A 17421-nucleotide genomic window follows, 5' to 3' on the forward strand; every position below is an offset into this window, starting at 1 on the left:
CCCGTTCACGCCTCGTCGTCAGGGATCTCGTCGGCGGAGGGCCCGTCGTCGGGGGTCTCGCCCTCGGTGCTGTCCTGGCCGGAGATCGCCTGTTCGGACCAGACGGTCTTGCCCTCGGCTGCGTAACGGGTGCCCCACAGCGAGGCGAGCTGGGAAATGATGAAGAGGCCCCGCCCGCCCTCGTCGACCGCCCCGGCGTACTTCATGTACGGGGCCGTGGTGCTGCCGTCCCGGATCTCGCAGGTCAGCCCCCGGTCCAGGATGAGGCGCAGCTCCACCGGCGGGCGGCCGTAGCGCACGGCGTTGGTCACCAGCTCGCTGACGATCAGCTCTGTCGCGTCACCGGTGTCTCCGTCGACGTGCCAGCCGGCCAGCGCCTTCGACGCGAGGCGGCGTGCGGTGGCCGGGGCCGTCTTGTCGTACGGGAGCTCCCATGCCGCGTAGCGGTCCTCGGGCATCGCATGGGTGCGGGCGAGGAGCAGGGCCGAGCCGCGGAGGGCGGCGTCGTCGGGCAGGGCGTAGGAGACCGCGTCGCACAGTTCCCGCAGCGGCCGGTCCGGCGGTGAGAGCGCCTGGACGAGCGTGCCCTCACGGAGGTCGGCGTGGTCCCGCAGCGCGTTGCTGTGGAGCACGATCAGGCTGCCCTCCCGGAGCGGGAAGGAGGCCGCGGCGACGGGCCCGCGGCTTTCCGAGCCCAGCGGCGGCCCCTGGGGGACGGTGACCTCCGTCGTGGTGCCGTCCGCGCCGATGACCAGGGGGGCGCAGTGCCCGGCGGAGGCCACGGTGCACGTCTCGGTGAACGGGTCGTACACGGCGTACGTGCACGACGCGGACAGTGGTTCACGGTGCAGCGGGTCGCTCTGGGGCAGATCCGCGCGTTCCCGCGCCAGCCGGTCCGCGGTGTCGTACAGGCGCGCCAGCAACTCGTCGGGCTCCAGGTCGAGTGCGGCGAGGGCGTGGACGACGGTGCGCAACTGCCCCATGGTGGTGGCCCCGTGGATGCCACTCTCGGTCACCTCCCCGATGACGAGGGCGGTGCGGGCGCCGGGCAGCGCGATCGTGTCGAACCAGCTGCCCGCGCCCCCGCCGGGCAGCAGCAGGTGGTCCGTCTCGACGGCGGGCTGGGGGGACGGGCGCTGGGGAAGCAGCCGGCGCTGCAGGGCGCTGGCGATGGTGTACTCGTGCACGTAGCGACGGGCGGTGTCGATGCCGAGAGCGGTGCGGGACGCCACCGCGGCCGCCACGGGGATGTCCTCCTCGTTGAAGGCCTCGGAGTCGCCGCAGCGGTAGAGACTCATCAGCCCGAGGACGGCTCCGCGCAGCGTCAGCGGCGCCAGCAGGAGCGTGTGGGCGCCCTGCTCCCGGATGGAGCGCGCCCGCGCGGGGTCGGCGTCGGCCCAGGGCGCGTCCTCGACCGGGACGACACGGGCCCGCAGGTCGGACAGGGCCCGCTGGAACGGTGTCCCGGGCGGCACGGCCCGCACGTCGCCGATCGGGTGGGCCGGGTCGTCGCCACCGCCGAACGCGGCCCGCCGCAGCGGCACGTCCCGGCCGAGCGGCCCGGGCTGCGGGGTCTCACCGCGAAGGACCGTGTCGACGACCTCGACGACGCCGATGTCGGCGTAACCGGGGACCAGCGCGTCGACGAGGTCCCGGCAGGTGGCCTCCACGTCCAGCGTCCGGCCCACGCTGTCGCGGACCGCGTCGAGCGCCATGTCCCGGGCCTGGCGCCTCACCTCTTCGGTGACATCGACGACGGACACGGCGACGCCCAGGACGGTGCCGTGGTCGCCCGGCCGCGCCCCGAGCCCCTCCTGGAGCCGGAACGCCGTCAGGGAGAAGGTGCGCCGCCCACCGGGCACGTCGCCGGGGCGGGCGCGGAACGAGCGCTCGACGCCGGGCACCCCGGTGCGCAGGACCTCCCGTACGAACGCCTCGACCCGCTCCGGTTCCTCGAAGGCGCACACATCGCGGAAAGGCAGGCCGCGCAGCCGCTCGGTCTCGTCGGTGTCGGGGTCCATGGAGTGGTCGCTGATCCGCAGGAGTCGGAGCTCCGGATCGAGCACATGGACGCGTACGCGTGCCTGGGTGAACATCACGTCCAGCAGCGCCTGCCCGAAGGCCCCGGGGCCGGTGCTCTCCTCCGCGGCCCAGACGGCCCAGCCCGCCCCGGCGAGCGGCTCCAGCCGCAGCCCCGTACGCGCCTCGCTGCCCCCGTCCGCGCCCCGGGTGTCTCCCGCGTCGCCCGCCAGTACGTCCATGAGGCGAAGGCCCAGCGCCTCGGCGGTCGCCGCACCGAAGCGCCGCTCGGCCGCCCGGCTCCACCCGGTGACCACTCCGGCGCCGTCCACGACCATCAGGGGCGCGTCAGCCATGAACCCAGCTCCTTCGCCCCCTCGCGGCGGCCGGGCAGGGCCTCCGCACACGTGGACACGTACCGAACCAGCATCGGCCCGCGGCCCGCAGCCCGCTACCGGAGCAGGCGGGGGCGGGCGGGTCCGTGTGTCGGGGGGACCGCATAGCCTGCGCCCATGGACGACACGGGCGGGACCGACCGCAGCTTCCCCATGGCCCTGGCCGAGGTGGCCGGGGTCGACTTCTACGACGACCACTACCTCGTGGTCGACGAGGACGGGGACGAGTACCACCGCTTCGGCTTCGAGCCGAACCCGTACTTCGAGTCCGCCGAGTGGACCACCGAGCTGCTCCGAAGCTGGACGGGCAACAAGGAGGTCGACGGTGACGCCTACCTCGTCTTCGGCCAGTGCGGCGCGGGCGGCCGCGCCATGATCTGGCGCGCCCGGCCGGGCCTTCCGCTCGCCGACCAGCCGGTGGTGTTCCTGGGCTCCGAGGGCGAGCGCGGCGTGGTGGCGGGCAACCTCTCCGACTTCCTGTGGGTCCTGGCCGACGGCTTCGGTCCGAGGGAGGCCGCCCTGGCCGCCGAGCTCCCGTCCGAACCCGACGAGCCCCTGACCCGCATCGCCGGACGCCACGCAACGACACCCCGTCGGACGGCGCGGGAGATCGTCACCGGGGCCCGGGCGGAGTTCCCGGCCTTCTCGGAGGACCTCGACGCACTCTGCCGCTGAACCTGTGGGCGTCCGCCGTGGATCAGCGTGCCGACGCCGCAGGACGGCTGCGGTCCTCCGAGGGCGACGGCGTGGTGGGTGCCCGCCCGGCCGTACCTCGCAGGAAGCCGAACGAGAACACCCCGGCCCCGGCCATGACCACGGCCGCGCCGACCGCCGCGATGCCCAGCCCGTGGGTGAAGGCGTCACGCGCGGCCGACAGCACGGCGTCCGCGGTCGCGGCCGGCAGGTCGGCCGCGACCGCCGCCGCGCCGCCCAGGGTCTCGCGTACCGCGTCGGCGTGCTCCATCCCGGCGGGCAGGGCGTCGGCCATGTCCCTGCTGTAGACCGCGGCGCCGATGGAGCCGAGGATCGCCATGCCCAGGGCGCCGCCCAGTTCCTGGCCCGACTCCAGGACTGCCGCAGCCGATCCGGCGCGCTCCGGCGGGGCGGCGCCCAGGGCGAGTTCGTTGGCGAGCGTCATGGAGGCGACCAGACCGCCCGCGTAGACGGACCCGCCGACGAGGGCGAACCACAGGGGCGAGTCCGTACGCAGCTGCGCCAGCCAGAGGAATCCGCAGGCGGCGACGAGGAAGCCGCCACCCATCACGTACGCCCGGTCGGTCCGCTGGGCGAGCGCGGCCCCGGCCGGCGCCATGACGGCGACACCCGCGGCGGGCACGAGGCTCCACAGCGCGGCGGTGAGAGGGCTCTGGCCGAGCACGGACTGCAGGTACTGGGTGAAGAAGACGGCCATGCCCACCGTGGCGAACATCGCGAGCAGGTTGGCGAGCACCGGCCCGCCGAAGGCACGCCGTCCGAGCAGGCCGAGGTCGATCAGCGGGTGGGCGAGGTGCCTCTGACGCCGTACGAAGACGAGGCCGAGCACCAGCCCGGCGGCGACGCAGAGCGCGGGCAGCGGTTCGTAACCGTGCCGGGCCAGCTCCTTGATGCCGTAGATCACCGCGAGGAGGGCGCCGAGCGAAAGCGCGGCGCTGATCAGGTCGAAGCGGCCGCGGGCGGTGGTGGCGGTCTCCGGCACGAGGACGGGGACCAGCACGAGCAGAAGCACCATGGCGGGCAGGTTGATGAGGAACACCGAGCCCCACCAGAAGTGTTCGAGGAGCAGTCCGCTGACGACGGGCCCCAGCGAGATGCCGGTGGTCATGACGCCCGTCCAGACGGTCACCGCCTGCCCGCGCTGCTTCGCGTCGTGGAAGAGGTTGCGGATCAGGGCGAGGGTCGACGGCATCAGGGCGGCCCCGCCGATCCCCAGCAACGCGCGTACGCCGATGAGCACTTCGGCGGAGTGCGCGTACGCGGCCGCGACGGAGGCCGCACCGAAGACGGCGGCTCCGGCGAGGACCAGCGTGCGCCGCCCGATGCGGTCACCGAGGGCGCCCATGACGATGAGCAGGCCGGCGAGTACGAAGCCGTACATGTCCAGGATCCACAACTGCTGTGTGGCGCTGGGCTCCAGGTCCTGGCTGATGAACGGGATGGCGAAGTAGAGGACGGACACGTCCATCGAGACGAGGAGCAGCGGCAGCATCAGGACGCCGAGGGCGGTCCATTCCTTGCGGCCCGCGCGGGGGCCGGGTGTGTTCTCCATGTGCAGCAGGGAAGCGGGCCACGACGTACACCGCAAACAGCTCCCTAGTGCACCGGCCCGAACCCGCAGCTGACAGGGGTGCGGGCGCCCCAGGTGCACTAGTACGGTGGCGCCATGAGCACCGAACCGCCCTACCTCCGCATCGCCGGGGAGATCCGCCGCCGCATCGCCTCGGGCGAGCTGGGCCCGGGCGATCCGGTCCCGTCCACGCGCCGGATCACGCAGGAGTGGGGCGTCGCGATGGCCACGGCGACGAAGGCCCTCGGGGCGCTCAACCAGGAGGGCCTCGTGCGGGCGGTGCCCGGCATCGGCACCGTGGTCGCGGAGAGCGGCCGCGAGCGCGCCATGCCCCCGGGCCGGCAGCTCAGCCGCGAACGCATCATCCGTACGGCGATCGCGCTCGTGGACGCGGAGGGCCTCTCCGCACTCTCGATGCGGCGCCTCGCAACGGAGTTCGGCACCTCCACGATGGCCCTGTACCGCCATGTCCGGAGCAAGGGCGAGCTCGTCCAGCTGATGGCGGAAGCCGTCTTCGACACCGGCCCGCCCGGCCCACGCCCGACGGGCTGGCGCCCCCTGCTGGAGCGGGAGGCACGCTGGCTGTGGAAGCAGTACGAGCGCCACCCCTGGCTGGCCCGCGCCATGGCCGGCCTCACCCGCCCGATGGCCTCCCCGAACGCGATGCAGTACACGGAACGGGTCCTGACCGCCCTCACCGGCATCGGGCTCACCCCGGAACAGATGCTGCACGTCCACCTGACGGTGCTCGGCTACGCCCAGGGCGTCGCGATGGCCGTGGAGCTGGAGTCCCAGGCGCGGCAGGACAGCGGCATGACGGCGGACGAGTGGATGGCGGCGACCGAGCCACGCATGGACGCGATCCAGACGCCCACGGCCTACCCGGTGCTGTCCACACTCTTCGACAAGGACGGCTTCGACCTGGACCTGGACACCCTCTTCGAGTTCGGCCTGGCACGGGTTCTGGACGGGGTGGAGGGGCTGGTGGCGGGGGCGGGCTGATGCGACGGGCGGGCCGACGGCCTCGGGCTCCTATCAGTCGCACGATGAATTCATCAGGGATTCCCCTCATGTCGCACCTTTGCAATACGATCACATTCAACAACTAGCTCCGGGCCACTCACCCCCCACACAGGCCCCGTTCCGTCTGTGCGAGGAAGCCCATGCCGCCCTACCAGCCGTCCTCGGACTGGCAGTACGAGATCCCGACGACCGGCAGCAAGCGGCTCCCGCCCGCCGCCCGTTACGTCGAATCACTGTCGCATCAGGGGTACGGCTTCGAGGCGGCGATAGCCGACCTCGTCGACAACTCCATCGACGCGGGTGCGCGCAACGTCGTCATCAGCTTCCTGCGCGACGAGGATCGCCTTGTCAGTCTCCTGGTCGTCGACGACGGGCGGGGCATGAACGACGAGACGCTCGACACCGCGATGACGGTGGGCGGCCGGCAGGAGTACGGGGAGAACGCGCTCGGCCACTTCGGTGCCGGTCTCAAGGCCGCGTCCCTCTCGCACGCCGATTCGCTCACGGTGATCAGCCGCACCAAGCGCAGCCCGTCCACCGGCCGCCGGTGGCTGACAGCCCGCGCCCAGGCCGATTTCACCTGCGACATCGTGGACCCCGGCTACTGCCAGGACCTCGTCGACCGTTACGACGGCCTGATCGAGTGGCACGGCACCATCGTGCGCTGGGACAAGGTCCGCGCCTTCGACACGGTCACCGCCGGACAGGCCGACCGCTATCTCGACGACGCGATCGAGAAGCTGGAGACGCACCTGGGGCTCCACCTGCACCGCTTTCTGGCCGACGACTCGTTCAACGTCGACATCGTGGTCGAGGACGTCGCGACCAAGGAGGAGCTGGACCACCGGGGCGTCGAGCCGATCGACCCCTTCGGCTACCGCCTCCCCGGCCGGGCCGGTTACCCGCGTACGTACACCGCCCCCGTCGAGGGCGTCGGTGACGTGGCCCTGACCGCTCACATCTGGCAGCCGAAGTCCCCGCTGGTCAGCTTCCGCGGGATCGGGCCGCTCGCCGAGCGGCAGGGCTTCTACATCTACCGCAACAACAGGCTTGTGCAGGCCGGTGGATGGAACAGCACCCGCAGTGCCGAGGGCCACCTCGCGCTGGCCCGTATCGCGATCGACCTGCCGGCCGAGGCGAACGACGTCTTCAGTCTCACGGTCAAGAAGGACGGCGTGACGGTGACCCCCGCGTTCGCGCGAGGGCTCGAACAGGCGACGGACGCGACGGGGCACACCTTCGGCGAGTACGTCCAGGAGGCACAGACGACGTACCGGGAAGCCGCCAAGCGGGTCACCGAAGTGACGCGCGACGCGGTCATCCCTGCCGGGAAGGGTCTCGACCCGAAACTGCGGCGGACGCTGCGGGACGAACTGCCTGAGCTGGAGGGGGAGGAACCGATCACCTTCCGCTGGGCGTCCCTGGCACCGGATCTGTTCTTCGAACTCGACCGCGACGTACGTGAGATCAGGCTCAACAAGCTGTACCGGACGGCCTTCAACGGCGGCCGCAGGGGCGGGCTCAACGATGCCCCGGTCGTGAAGAGCATGCTCTATCTGATGGTGGAGGAGATCTTCCAGAAGTCTCGGGTACGGGCCACGCGCGCCGACAAGATCGCCTTGTGGAACAGCGTCCTGGTGACAGCGGCACGCTGCGAAATGACCCGCTGACACCCGCGCCGCACTCCGCCCCTCCCCGAGAAAGTCCGTACCGCCATGACCGACCACCTGTTCAACCTGCACGGCGATGTCCTTGCGGCCATGCGCCGGGGCCCGAAGGCGTTCGCGAAGCTGGCCTTCGTGCTCTCGGAGGCGGAGGAACCGGCCGACATCGACCTCGGCCACTTCCGGGACCGGATCGTCGCGGCCGGCCCGGGGGACGAACTCATCGCACTGTGGCACCGCACGCTGACCGCCTGGGATCTGGCGGAGCAGTCGGACTGGTCCGATGCCCCGCCGCGTACGGACGCCCGGCGAGCCGACACCCATGACCGTCTCGGCTTCGGTGCGGACCTGCGAAAGGCCCTGGACGAAGCGGTGCCGGTGTTCAAGGAGCCCGGGGCCACGGTCATCAGCAAGGAGTTCACGTCCTGGTACTCCAGGGACATGGCGGCGGCGCGCGCCTTCTACTGGAATTCGTACGAGCAGACACTGCGCCGTAAGGGCTGGTCGGACGCTGCCGTGTCGAGCCTGGACGAAGCCAGCCACGCCGTGGTCGAGCGCCTCTCCGATCCCACCCGCGCCGAGGCATACGGCGCCCGGGGCCTGGTCGTCGGCTATGTCCAGTCGGGAAAGACGGCCAACTTCACGGGTGTCACCGCGAAGGCCATCGACGCGGGCTACCGTCTGGTCATCATCCTCGGGGGCACGCTGAATCTCCTACGGGGCCAGACCCAGCGCCGACTGGACATGGAGCTGGTAGGCCGGGAGAACATCCTGCGGGGCGCCGTCCCGGCCGACACGGACGCGCTCATCGGTGTCGACTACCAGGACGACGAGGACTGGCCGGCGAAGTTCGTCAGCCACGGCGGCCGTCCGTCCACGCTGGGCGCCTTCGACATCGAGCGCCTCACGACGCGGGACGACGACTACAAGAGCCTGCTGAACGGCATCCGCACGCTCGAATTCGAGAAGCAGGTCCGCACGCAGCCTCTGTACGACCCGGCCAATCTGCACCACGCCGCCGCCCGCGTGATGGTCGTGAAGAAGAACGCGGACGTGCTGGACAAGCTGCTCAGGGACCTCAAGAAGATCGGCCCGATCCTCTCCGAGATCCCTGCGCTGATCATCGACGACGAGTCGGACCAGGCGTCGGTGAACACGACGGACCCCAAGAAGTGGGAGAACGGCAAGGTCGCCCGCAAGGCGATCAACGGCCAGATCACACAGCTTCTTGGCCTCCTTCCGCGCGCCCAGTACGTCGGCTACACGGCGACGCCGTTCGCCAACGTCTTCGTCGACCCGGGCGACGAGGAGGACATCTTCCCCCGCGACTTCCTGATCTCGCTGCCCCGGCCGACCGGCTACATGGGCGTGCAGGACTTCCACGACCTCGAAGGCGAGGGCTCGGCCGAGGAGACGCACGTACGCGGCATCTACGACGACACCGGGGACCGCCTCCAGGAAGCGCTGGACGCCTTCGTACTCACCGGCGCGCTGAAGCTGTACCGGGCAGCTCACGGTGTGCCCGAAGGGCCGTTCCGCCACCACACGATGCTCGTCCACGAATCCGTACAACAGCGGGAACACGCGGCCCTCGCTCTGCGGATCAACTCGATGTGGCACCGGTCGGCATATACGGGCCAGGAGGGTCACGCACGCCTCGCCACCCTGCTGACCACCGATTTCCAGCGCTTCACGGACGAGGGTCTGCCGGCCCCCGCGTCGTACGACGATCTGAAGCCGTACGTCTCCCGGGCCCGCCAGCTCATCAACTCGGGCGGCGAACCGGTGATCATCGTCAACGGCGCCACCGAGCGCGACTACGAGCAAGCGGAGCTCGACTTCGACCGGACACCGCACGTGTGGAAGATCCTGGTCGGCGGCACGAAGCTCTCCCGCGGCTTCACGATCGAGGGCCTCACGGTCACGTACTACCGCCGCACGACCCAGCAGGCCGACACCCTCATGCAGATGGGCCGCTGGTTCGGCTTCCGCCCCGGATACCGTGACCTGGTGCGCCTCTACATCGGCCGCGAAGTACCGATGGGCAAGAAGAAGACCGTCGACCTCTACGAGGCCTTCGAGGCGATCTGCCGCGACGAGGAGACCTTCCGCGCCCAGCTCACCCGGTACGCGGCCCTGGTGGACGGCAAGCCGCAGGTCACCCCGGCGCAGATCCCGCCGCTGGTCTCGCAGCACCTGTCCTGGCTCAAGCCGGCGGCCCGGAACAAGATGTTCAACGCGGAGCTGGTGGAGATCCGGTCGCCGGGGCAGTGGGTGGAGCCGACGGCGTACCCGACGAACGCGGCGGACCTGCGGCACAACACCGAGGCCTGGCGGCCCGTTCTCGAAGCGCTGGATCCTGCCACGGTCACATTGCGGTGCTCCTCCACCGAGTACGGCCGGGACGACAGCTACGCAGCCGTTCTCGGGACGCTCGACCACGGCGCCCTGCTCGGGATCCTGTGCGATCTGAAGTGGTCCGTGCCTGCCCAGTTCTCGCCGCACCTCGAATCGCTCGTCTCGGCGGCCGACGCCGGCAATGTCATCGACGACTGGCTGGTCGTCGTTCCGCAGCAGACGTCGGTACGTGCAGTCGAGGCGACCATTCTCGGCTCGCGTCCCCTCTCGCTGGCGAGCCGTACCCGGCGCCGCGGTGATCTGTTCGGCGCGATCAGCGAGCCCAAGCACCGTGGGGTCGCCCTGCGGGTGGCGGGTGCGCTGAAGGACTCCCAGGACCCCCTGGTCGAATCGCTCACACGCGACCGACGCGGTGTCCTGGTCCTCTACCCGCTGGTGGAGAGCGAGCCTCGGCTCTCCTCCGGCGGCGCGATAGACCCGGGTGACGTGGTCATGGCCTTCTCTCTGGTCGCCCCGACGTCTCCGGGCGGTGGGCGCAGGAGCCTGGTGCGCTTCCGTGCGATCGATTCGAGCAGGAGCAATCTCGCCGTCATTGATCGCGAAGAGGTCTGAACGTAGGAAACTGGGCAGTGATGAGCACCGCCAAACCGTCCTCCCCAGGCGTCTCTGCCCGCATGAGCCGCCAGGCACGACGCGACACCGCCCCCGAGGTGGCGGTCCGGAAGCTGCTGCATGCATCCGGTTACCGCTATCGCCTCAACGAGCGCGTGCCGCATATGTCCCGGCGCACGATCGATATCGCTTTCACACGGGCCAAGGTGGCGGTGTTCCTGGATGGCTGCTTCTGGCACGGCTGCCCCGAACACGCTACGCAACCCAAGTCGAACGCGGAGTGGTGGCGGCAGAAGCTGGACCGCAACATGGCGCGGGACGTGGAGACAACAGCACATCTGGTCGCCGAGGGGTGGGTAGTCCTGCGCTTCTGGGAGCACCAGTACCCGGCGCAGGTCGCAGAGCAGGTGGCGGAAGTCGTGGATCGCAGGAAGTCCGCGAAGCGGAAGAGATTAGAAGGTGGGGGCTTGTGAGCGGATTGCGGTTCGTGGACGTGTGCGCGGGGGCCGGCGGGCTGGCCCTGGGACTGGAACAGGCAGGGTTCAAGCCGGTACTGCTGTTGGACAACAAGCCCGTGGCCTGCGAGACGTTACGCATGAACCGACCCCAGTGGGATGTCCTGGAGATGGACCTCCTGGACTTCGTTCCGGACGAGCACCCGCAGACGTACGACGTCGATTTGCTCTCGGCCGGGTTGCCCCGCGTGAAGTCGAGCGCGACCGTGGCGAGGACCGAGACGAACGAGGAGGAGCGGCTCCTGGAGGCGGCGGTCCTCCTCGCGCACTCGATCCAGCCTCGCGCGGTGATCATCGAGAACGTGCCGGGGCTGGTCGACGCCGCGGCGTTCGAGCTACTGCGCGAGTTCGTCCGCAAGGAGTTGGAGCACCTCGGGTACCGACTGCACTGGTTCGTGCTGAACGCGGCCGACTTCGGGGTGCCGCAGGATCGGAAACAGGGGGTGCTGGTCGCTCTCAAGGAGCGGTACTTCCACTCCTTCCGGCCGCCGGTGCGCACTGCCCCCAAGCACCTCTCCGTGGGGGACGCCCTACGGCAGTCCATGGCTGCTCGCGGATGGAGCGGCGCCGACGCCTGGGCGGATCAGGCGACCAGTGTGGCGCCCACGCTTGTGGGCGGCTCCGACAACCGCGGGGGCGCGGACCTGGGCCCGACGGGCACGAAGGCCGCTTGGGCGCGCATGGGGGTCAATGGAGGGGCTCTGGCCGACGAGGCTCCAGGCCCCGAGGTCGATGACTGCCCGGGTCTGATCAAGCTCACGGATGTGCAGGCCGCGCTATTGCAGAGTTTTCCGGCCGATTGGCTATTCGCGGGCAGGAAGACGGCTCGGTACCGCCAGATCGGGCACGCGTCGCCGCCGCCGGTAGGGGAGGCCCTGGGTACCGCCGTCGCGCAAGCTTTGCGTGGTTGAGCACGCACGTACAGTCTCGATCCGAGGGCTAATTGATCTTGAACAGCCGGCTACACTTCAATCCCATGACCCACGCACCTCATCCACCACTTCTACCTGCGGATTTCCGCATCGTGGACTTGTTCGCAGGCCCGGGCGGCCTCGATATCGCGGCCACGATCATGGGAGCGAAGAGCATTGGGGTCGAGTGGGACGACCCGACCCGCGCGACGCGCACCGCAGCCGGTCTTCTGACCACGGTGGAGAAGGACGTCGCCGCATTGGGCCCTTGCGACGCCCAGGTCGTGGACGCCAACGTGCTCACAGGCGGGCCGCCGTGCCAGTCGTTCAGCGTGGCCGGTAAGCGGGAAGGCCACAAAGCCCTGGACGACGTGAAACGGTTGGCCGACCGCTTGGTAGGCCATGAGGACCTCAAGTCCTTCGAAGCTGCTTGGAAAGCTGTCAAGGCCGAGACCGACTCCATGTCCGACGAACGCACAGGGTTCGTCCTCCAACCGTTGCGTTGGATCATGGAAGCGAAGCTGAAGCGCCTCAAGGCGTACGACGTGGTGGTACTGGAGCAGGTACCCACGGTGCTGCCGGTGTGGAAGCACTACGCCGAACTCCTCAGGCGAACCGGTTACGCGGCTGAGGCCCATGTGCTGCACGCCGAGGACTTCGGCGTCCCGCAGACCCGCCGGCGCGCCGTGCTGATCGCCCAGTGGGACCCCGAGAACACGGGGCGGCACGTTCACTTTCCGCGTGCGACCCATCAGCGTTACCGCAAGGGAACCGAGCGCCTACTACCCCAAACGCACCCGGACGCGACCGCTGAGCAACAGGACGGAACTCTGTTCGCGCCGCCGACGAACCCCAATAGGGTGGACCCCTGGGTGTCGCTAGGTGACGCTCTCAGCGCAACGCGGCCCCGCGACTTCGTTCAGGTCTCCAACTACGGATCCGGCGGCGACCCGAAGAACCGAGGACGCCGCACCTCGCAGGAACCGGCCGCGACGATCACCGGAAAGTTCCGCCGCAATCGACTCTTCCTCCTGAAGGAAAACGAGGCGGGCGAGAAGGAGGTCGGCGAGGAGCTGGATCGGCTGTCGTTCGAGGAGGGCGGGCTTCTCCAGTCGTTCCCCGCTCGCTACCCGTGGCAGTCCACCGACGTGGCTCAGCAGATCGGCAACGCTGTCCCGCCGCGTCTTTCCCTGCACATTCTGAGCGCCGCGTTGCTACGCGAGGCTCCGAAGAACGAGTGGTTCACCCACCTCAAGGAGTGGAAGCCACGGTCTCGTTCCGCGGAGAAGGACGCCCCCGCCGAAGGCTCCTGATACGAGGAGCCTTCGGCCCGGCGCCGGTCAGTCCGCAACGTTGTCGTCGGTCTTCCTCCCTCGAACGGGGGCTCCGGCGAAGAGTTCCGTGAAGTGGTCGGCGAGGGCGGTCACCGAGTCCTCCGGTGCCCTCTCCTCGTCCGGCCCTGCCGGGAGGCCTCTTCGCGGCACGGCCGGCGCCGACTCCGCGGCCTCGATCCACTGCGCCAGAGGCCGGCCGTCCCGTTCGACGTCCGGTGCCACGACGTCGTACATGAGCGTGGCCGCGGAGGCGTTGACCGCCTTGGCCAGGGCATTGACTTCCCGACCGGTTCGCACAGTCCCTCGATCGATCAAACTCACCAGGGCCTGTGCTGTCGGCCGGTGGTCGATCACAGAAAGTCGCAGCGCGGTATTGAGCATCTCCTGCTGGGCGCAGGCAGTCGCCACCGGGCCGTAGTCGGAGCCGTTTCGGAACAACTCAGCCGCCCACCACAGTCGGGCGAAGGCCTGAGAGTCTGAGGCACCGCGAAACCGCTTGGCCGCCACCCTCGGCGCATCCCCCTTCCCGGGATCCGTCGTGTGTCGCCAAACGACGTAGTCGGGCGCAACTCCCAGCGCGAGGTAGTTCCACAGCCTGCGATCGGCGGCTTCTCGGCGAGTGAGCCTCAGTGTCGCGTGGAGCCGAGGAGCCAACCAGGCGTCGGCAGCAGTGACCTTCTCCTCGCGAAACGCGTGCATGGCGTCGTCGACCAGGTCGCGGACCGGCGCCAGCTCCCCTCGGGCTTCGTTAACCGGCAGCGGTTCGGTGACCTTGTTGAGCGCTATGGCCGGGACGTCCTCCTTGCCGGTGAGCAGGCCTTCAGTGAGGTATCGGGCGGCATTGAGATCTGCAAGGAACGCCAAACGCTCGGGCAGATGGCTGGGCTTACCGGTCACGCGTCGGTCCCCCGGTCGAGTCGGTCAAGGCCTCGGATGGTTGCGGTCAGCGCCTTGGGCACGTCCGCCCTGCGCGTCGCTGCGTAGTGAATACGCGGTTGAAGGTCCGTCCATCCTGACGCTCCGATCCTTCGCCCGTGGACTTCCCGGAGCGCGTCCCCCAGAGGTCGACCGGGCACGACGTCCGGAAGCATTTCTCGGAGCACCTCGCCCCGCCAGTCCTGCGGGAAGAGCGGGGTGCCGTCGTCCTCGAACTCCAGGTCACCGATGGCCGTATGGAACACGGCCGTCCACACGTCCGTGCACATCTGAGCGATGAGGAGATCGCGAACCAGGGCCTCGACCGCCGTGCCGTTGCCGTCGACCAGTTCGGTGATGCCTTCGAAATCGGTGTTCATGTGCACGGTGGGCACTTCGCCGGAGGTGTCGACGGTCCACGGCACGTCCTCGAAGGGGCGCAACCACTCGGGGCCCTCGCGGAACCCGACCTCGGAGACCTGGAGTTCCCGCTCACGCAGAGGCGCGTCGGCCTTCAGGTCGACGATCCAGTCCTTCTCCGACGCGGCAATCATGCGGCCCGGCACCTCGTCGACCGTGGCAACAACGTGGACAGCCATGGTCGCGCGGTCGAGGTGATCGGCTCGCCAAAGATCGAGGTGCCCGGCCCATTCGCGGCCGCCCTCGGCGCGGGGCTCCAGGCACACGGTGGTCCGGGCATTGGTGGCTCCCTCGGTGAGCACGACCACGACCGCCACGTCCGACCAGGGCCCGTCGGGGTCTGTCGCGCGTCCCGGCACAACAGCCGTGAGTGTCAACCGGGCCCGCTCCCAGTCGTTCCGTTCGGCCAGCCCCAGGGCGACCACCTGCTCAATGGTCGAGAACGCCTTCGTGTCGAGCGGTTCCCGGGCCTCGCTGGGGCCCCGCAGTTCGACGGCGGTCACCCGGAGCGCCACCGCGCCAGGAAGCCGTTTGTACGGATAGCCCCTCACGCCTGGCCTCCCCTGTCGGTTCCGAGTTCGACGATCAAGCCGGTGAAAACGGCCCGAACGGGGTGCGTGGACACGTCGGTCGTTCCCCGGAACGTCGCCTTGCGAGCGCCCGGCGTGAAGTGCAGGACCCCGTCCACAACTTCGCAGTTGTGAACGGCCACGAGCTCGGACCACGCCAGCACGGGGCGCGGGCCTGAGCGCACGTCCAGCTTCGCCACGGGGCTCGGCCGCGAGGAGTCACTGCCGGCAGGGATTTTCACCTCGCCGGTGACACACCACGCGCCGTCGGCGTCGACGAACGCGTCGAGTTCCTCCAACGTCGGCAGCGCCGTCGGGCCGGCGGCCCGAGGCGCCTTCTTGCCGCCCAGCGTCAGCTTTTTACGAAGCCGTTCAGCTCCACCCGTCCGCTTCGCCTTGGGCAGGGCCACCAGTTCGCGCACCGCCTTGTTGGCGTCGGTGGTGAGCTTGGCGATCCGCCGGTACGCGGACGGCGAGTACAGCATTCGTAGCTCTTCCGTCTGCCCCCATTTGTTGTGCTCGGGCGGCTCGGAGGTCCTGAGGAAGGCCTCCGCCTCGTCCGCGCCCAGGGAGTCGCCGCCCGCCGCGTGACCCGCAAGCAGTACAGCTTGGAAGGGGTTGGTTCCCACCGGCAGTTCCCGTACCCGGGCCGTCCTGACGGTCATGCGGTTGCCCCGCATCATGACCACGCTGTTCGGCTTGCCGTCGTCTCCGTCGTCGGCCTCCGTCACGAGAACGACAGCCCGGTGCCCGACTCCCCCGGCCCGTCCCGCAAGGGCGGGCACATTGAGCGACACCGTCGCCATGGCCACCTGGCCGGACTCGGTCAGCCGCTCCACGGTCGTGCCGTCGAGGAAGGCCTGCAAAGCGCGGGTGCGTGACGGTTGCATGCTCCGGGGATCGACCCGCTCCTCCTGGATGATCTCCGCGCCGTTGCGGAGTGTCTTGACGGAAGCCTCCAGCAGCGGTCGCCGGGTCTCGCCCACGGTCATCGCTGCCCAGAAATTACGGCTAAGGGCTTGAACCAAACGCTTGTGCATCCGGTGCACGCTGTCGTCGTCCTCCACCCCGTCGCTGTCGGCCGCTGGGTCTGCCTCGACAAGACTCGCCACGTCGTGGGCGCCCACGATCAGGAAGGACGTGCCGGGTTCGTCGCTTTCCCGTGTGAGGTGGAGCCGTTCGACCTTCTCCTCGTCGGCCCACCATGAACGGGCCACGTCCGAACTCTCGGCATCGGGGTCGGGGCGGCCGAACCACGCGGGGCCGGCCCAGGGATGGCCGTCTACTTTGCGCCAGGGAAGATCGAGCCGGCCGATGAGACGTCGCTCGGTGCGCCCCTCGTGCGGCACGGAGAGGGTGGAGTTCATGAGGACGAGACCGAGACGGCTCGTCGCCCAGAGCGTCGCCTTTCCAAGTCCGTACGAACCTCCCGCTCCGCTCACCGTCTTGTGACTGTCGAGCTGCCGACGCACCACGGCGGCGAATCGACCGGTCTCGTAGTCGTCGCCGGTGAGGCCGGAGGCGTTGTAGTCATCGACGCGTAGAAGGACCAACCGGTCGCGCTCGTACATGTCACGCAGTCCGGCGGCGATGACCCGCCCGACTTTCTGATCTTGGGACGCCGCTGCCTCGTAGTGCGGAAGGAGTTCGTCCCAGCGGATCTCCTCGCGGAAGCGAGCCAGGGACTCACCCGTCAACTCGTGCAGGGTGTACCGCACTCGGACCGGTTGGTTGCGGTCGAGACGCTCGTCGAGGCTGTTCTGCGTCGCCTCGCGCGCCAGCACCTCGACATCGGCCTCGAAGGCGAAGGCGGCCGCGTTACCGAAGTCCCGCCCCCCGTCGGCGTATCCGGGGCGGTGATACCAGGAGACGGGCAGACCGGCCAGAGTATCCGCGGTGCGGGTGTGGATCGTGCCGAGGTCGGTGCCGAGCGCTTCCGCAATCTTGGCGATGGTCTCCTCACGAGGAGTCGCGCGCCCGGTGATCCAGGCCGATACCGCGGCCCGTGTCATCCCGATGCGCTCGCCGAGGTCGGCCTGACTCATGCCTGACTGCTTCAACTGCCGAGCGAGCCATGGCCCGAAATCCATGCCGCTGTCCAACGTCACCACTCCTCAGCTGCCCGGACGACCATGGGGCTACGGTACACGGAAATTTGACATGCCCCCAGGGGCGACAACGAAATTTGACAGCGTCCCAGGCGGTCGGGACGTTCACTGCTCCACAGATTTCCAATGCACCATAAAGTCCCACATTATGCCTCCACGTCCGGCTTGTCGCTATCGCACGCTCAGCCCCACTTGCACCATAAAATGCGCCCGCAATAACGTGCCGTAAGCCTCTTGTGGTGGTCCCGATGGGACCTGTAGCGTTGCGAAGAGGAAGAGCCCTGACCGGGCTCG

Annotated in this window: 12 protein-coding genes; 7 read left to right on the top strand and 5 right to left on the bottom strand. The window is 69.4% G+C overall.

Translation table 11 applies throughout. The annotated features are described in order from the left end of the window. Positions 1-5: 5 nt before the first annotated feature. Positions 6-2375 (bottom strand): SpoIIE family protein phosphatase, encoded by a 2370-nt coding sequence (locus tag OG379_RS14695; protein WP_405662831.1) that lies wholly within the window; start codon positions 2373-2375, stop codon positions 6-8. Positions 2376-2531: 156 nt separating this feature from the next. Here OG379_RS14695 and OG379_RS14700 point away from each other — a divergent pair, with 156 nt between their 5' ends. Next, positions 2532-3089 carry an SMI1/KNR4 family protein gene (locus OG379_RS14700; RefSeq protein WP_405662833.1) on the top strand — a complete coding sequence of 186 codons (558 nt, stop codon included), beginning with the start codon at positions 2532-2534 and terminating at the stop codon, positions 3087-3089. Positions 3090-3111: 22 nt separating this feature from the next. On the opposite strand, the gene OG379_RS14705 is transcribed toward OG379_RS14700, so the two are convergent. Then, positions 3112-4680, bottom strand: coding sequence for an MFS transporter (locus tag OG379_RS14705; RefSeq protein WP_405662836.1), 1569 nt, complete (start codon positions 4678-4680; stop codon positions 3112-3114). Positions 4681-4794: 114 nt separating this feature from the next. Here OG379_RS14705 and OG379_RS14710 point away from each other — a divergent pair, with 114 nt between their 5' ends. The 6 genes from OG379_RS14710 (at position 4795) to OG379_RS14735 (ending at position 13094) form a co-directional block, all read left to right on the top strand. Then, a complete protein-coding gene (locus OG379_RS14710) occupies positions 4795-5700 on the top strand; it encodes a TetR/AcrR family transcriptional regulator C-terminal domain-containing protein (RefSeq protein WP_405662838.1) in 906 nt (301 codons plus the stop codon). Positions 5701-5861: 161 nt separating this feature from the next. After that, entirely contained in the window at positions 5862-7391 is a 1530-nt protein-coding gene (locus OG379_RS14715; protein ID WP_393765859.1) for an ATP-binding protein, read from the top strand. A 45-nt stretch (positions 7392-7436) separates the two neighbouring features. After that, a complete protein-coding gene (locus tag OG379_RS14720) occupies positions 7437-10355 on the top strand; it encodes a Z1 domain-containing protein (protein ID WP_405662841.1) in 2919 nt (972 codons plus the stop codon). 20 nt (positions 10356-10375) lie between these two features. Next, on the top strand, positions 10376-10828 hold the full coding sequence (locus OG379_RS14725; protein ID WP_405662844.1) for a very short patch repair endonuclease: 453 nt from the start codon (positions 10376-10378) through the stop codon (positions 10826-10828). Further along, a complete protein-coding gene (locus OG379_RS14730) occupies positions 10825-11781 on the top strand; it encodes a DNA cytosine methyltransferase (protein WP_405662847.1) in 957 nt (318 codons plus the stop codon). The genes OG379_RS14725 and OG379_RS14730 overlap by 4 nt, the downstream gene beginning before the upstream one ends. Positions 11782-11846: 65 nt before the next feature. Then, entirely contained in the window at positions 11847-13094 is a 1248-nt protein-coding gene (locus OG379_RS14735; protein WP_405662850.1) for a DNA cytosine methyltransferase, read from the top strand. A gap of 27 nt (positions 13095-13121) precedes the next feature. On the opposite strand, the gene OG379_RS14740 is transcribed toward OG379_RS14735, so the two are convergent. The 3 genes from OG379_RS14740 to OG379_RS14750 are packed head-to-tail and all read right to left on the bottom strand — an operon-like array spanning position 13122 to position 17109. Continuing rightward, positions 13122-14012, bottom strand: a complete 891-nt coding sequence (locus OG379_RS14740) for a DUF6339 family protein (RefSeq protein ID WP_405662853.1) — start codon at positions 14010-14012, stop codon at positions 13122-13124. Next, positions 14009-15001: a hypothetical protein gene (locus tag OG379_RS14745; RefSeq protein WP_405662855.1), complete on the bottom strand. Its 993-nt coding sequence runs from the start codon at positions 14999-15001 to the stop codon at positions 14009-14011. The genes OG379_RS14740 and OG379_RS14745 overlap by 4 nt, the downstream gene beginning before the upstream one ends. Next, positions 14998-17109, bottom strand: a complete 2112-nt coding sequence (locus OG379_RS14750) for a helix-turn-helix domain-containing protein (protein ID WP_405668509.1) — start codon at positions 17107-17109, stop codon at positions 14998-15000. Before OG379_RS14750 ends, OG379_RS14745 begins: the two co-directional genes overlap by 4 nt. Positions 17110-17421: the final 312 nt, after the last annotated feature.

It is taken from the genome of Streptomyces sp. NBC_01166 (assembly GCF_045039765.1).
In the GTDB taxonomy this organism is placed as follows: domain Bacteria; phylum Actinomycetota; class Actinomycetes; order Streptomycetales; family Streptomycetaceae; genus Streptomyces.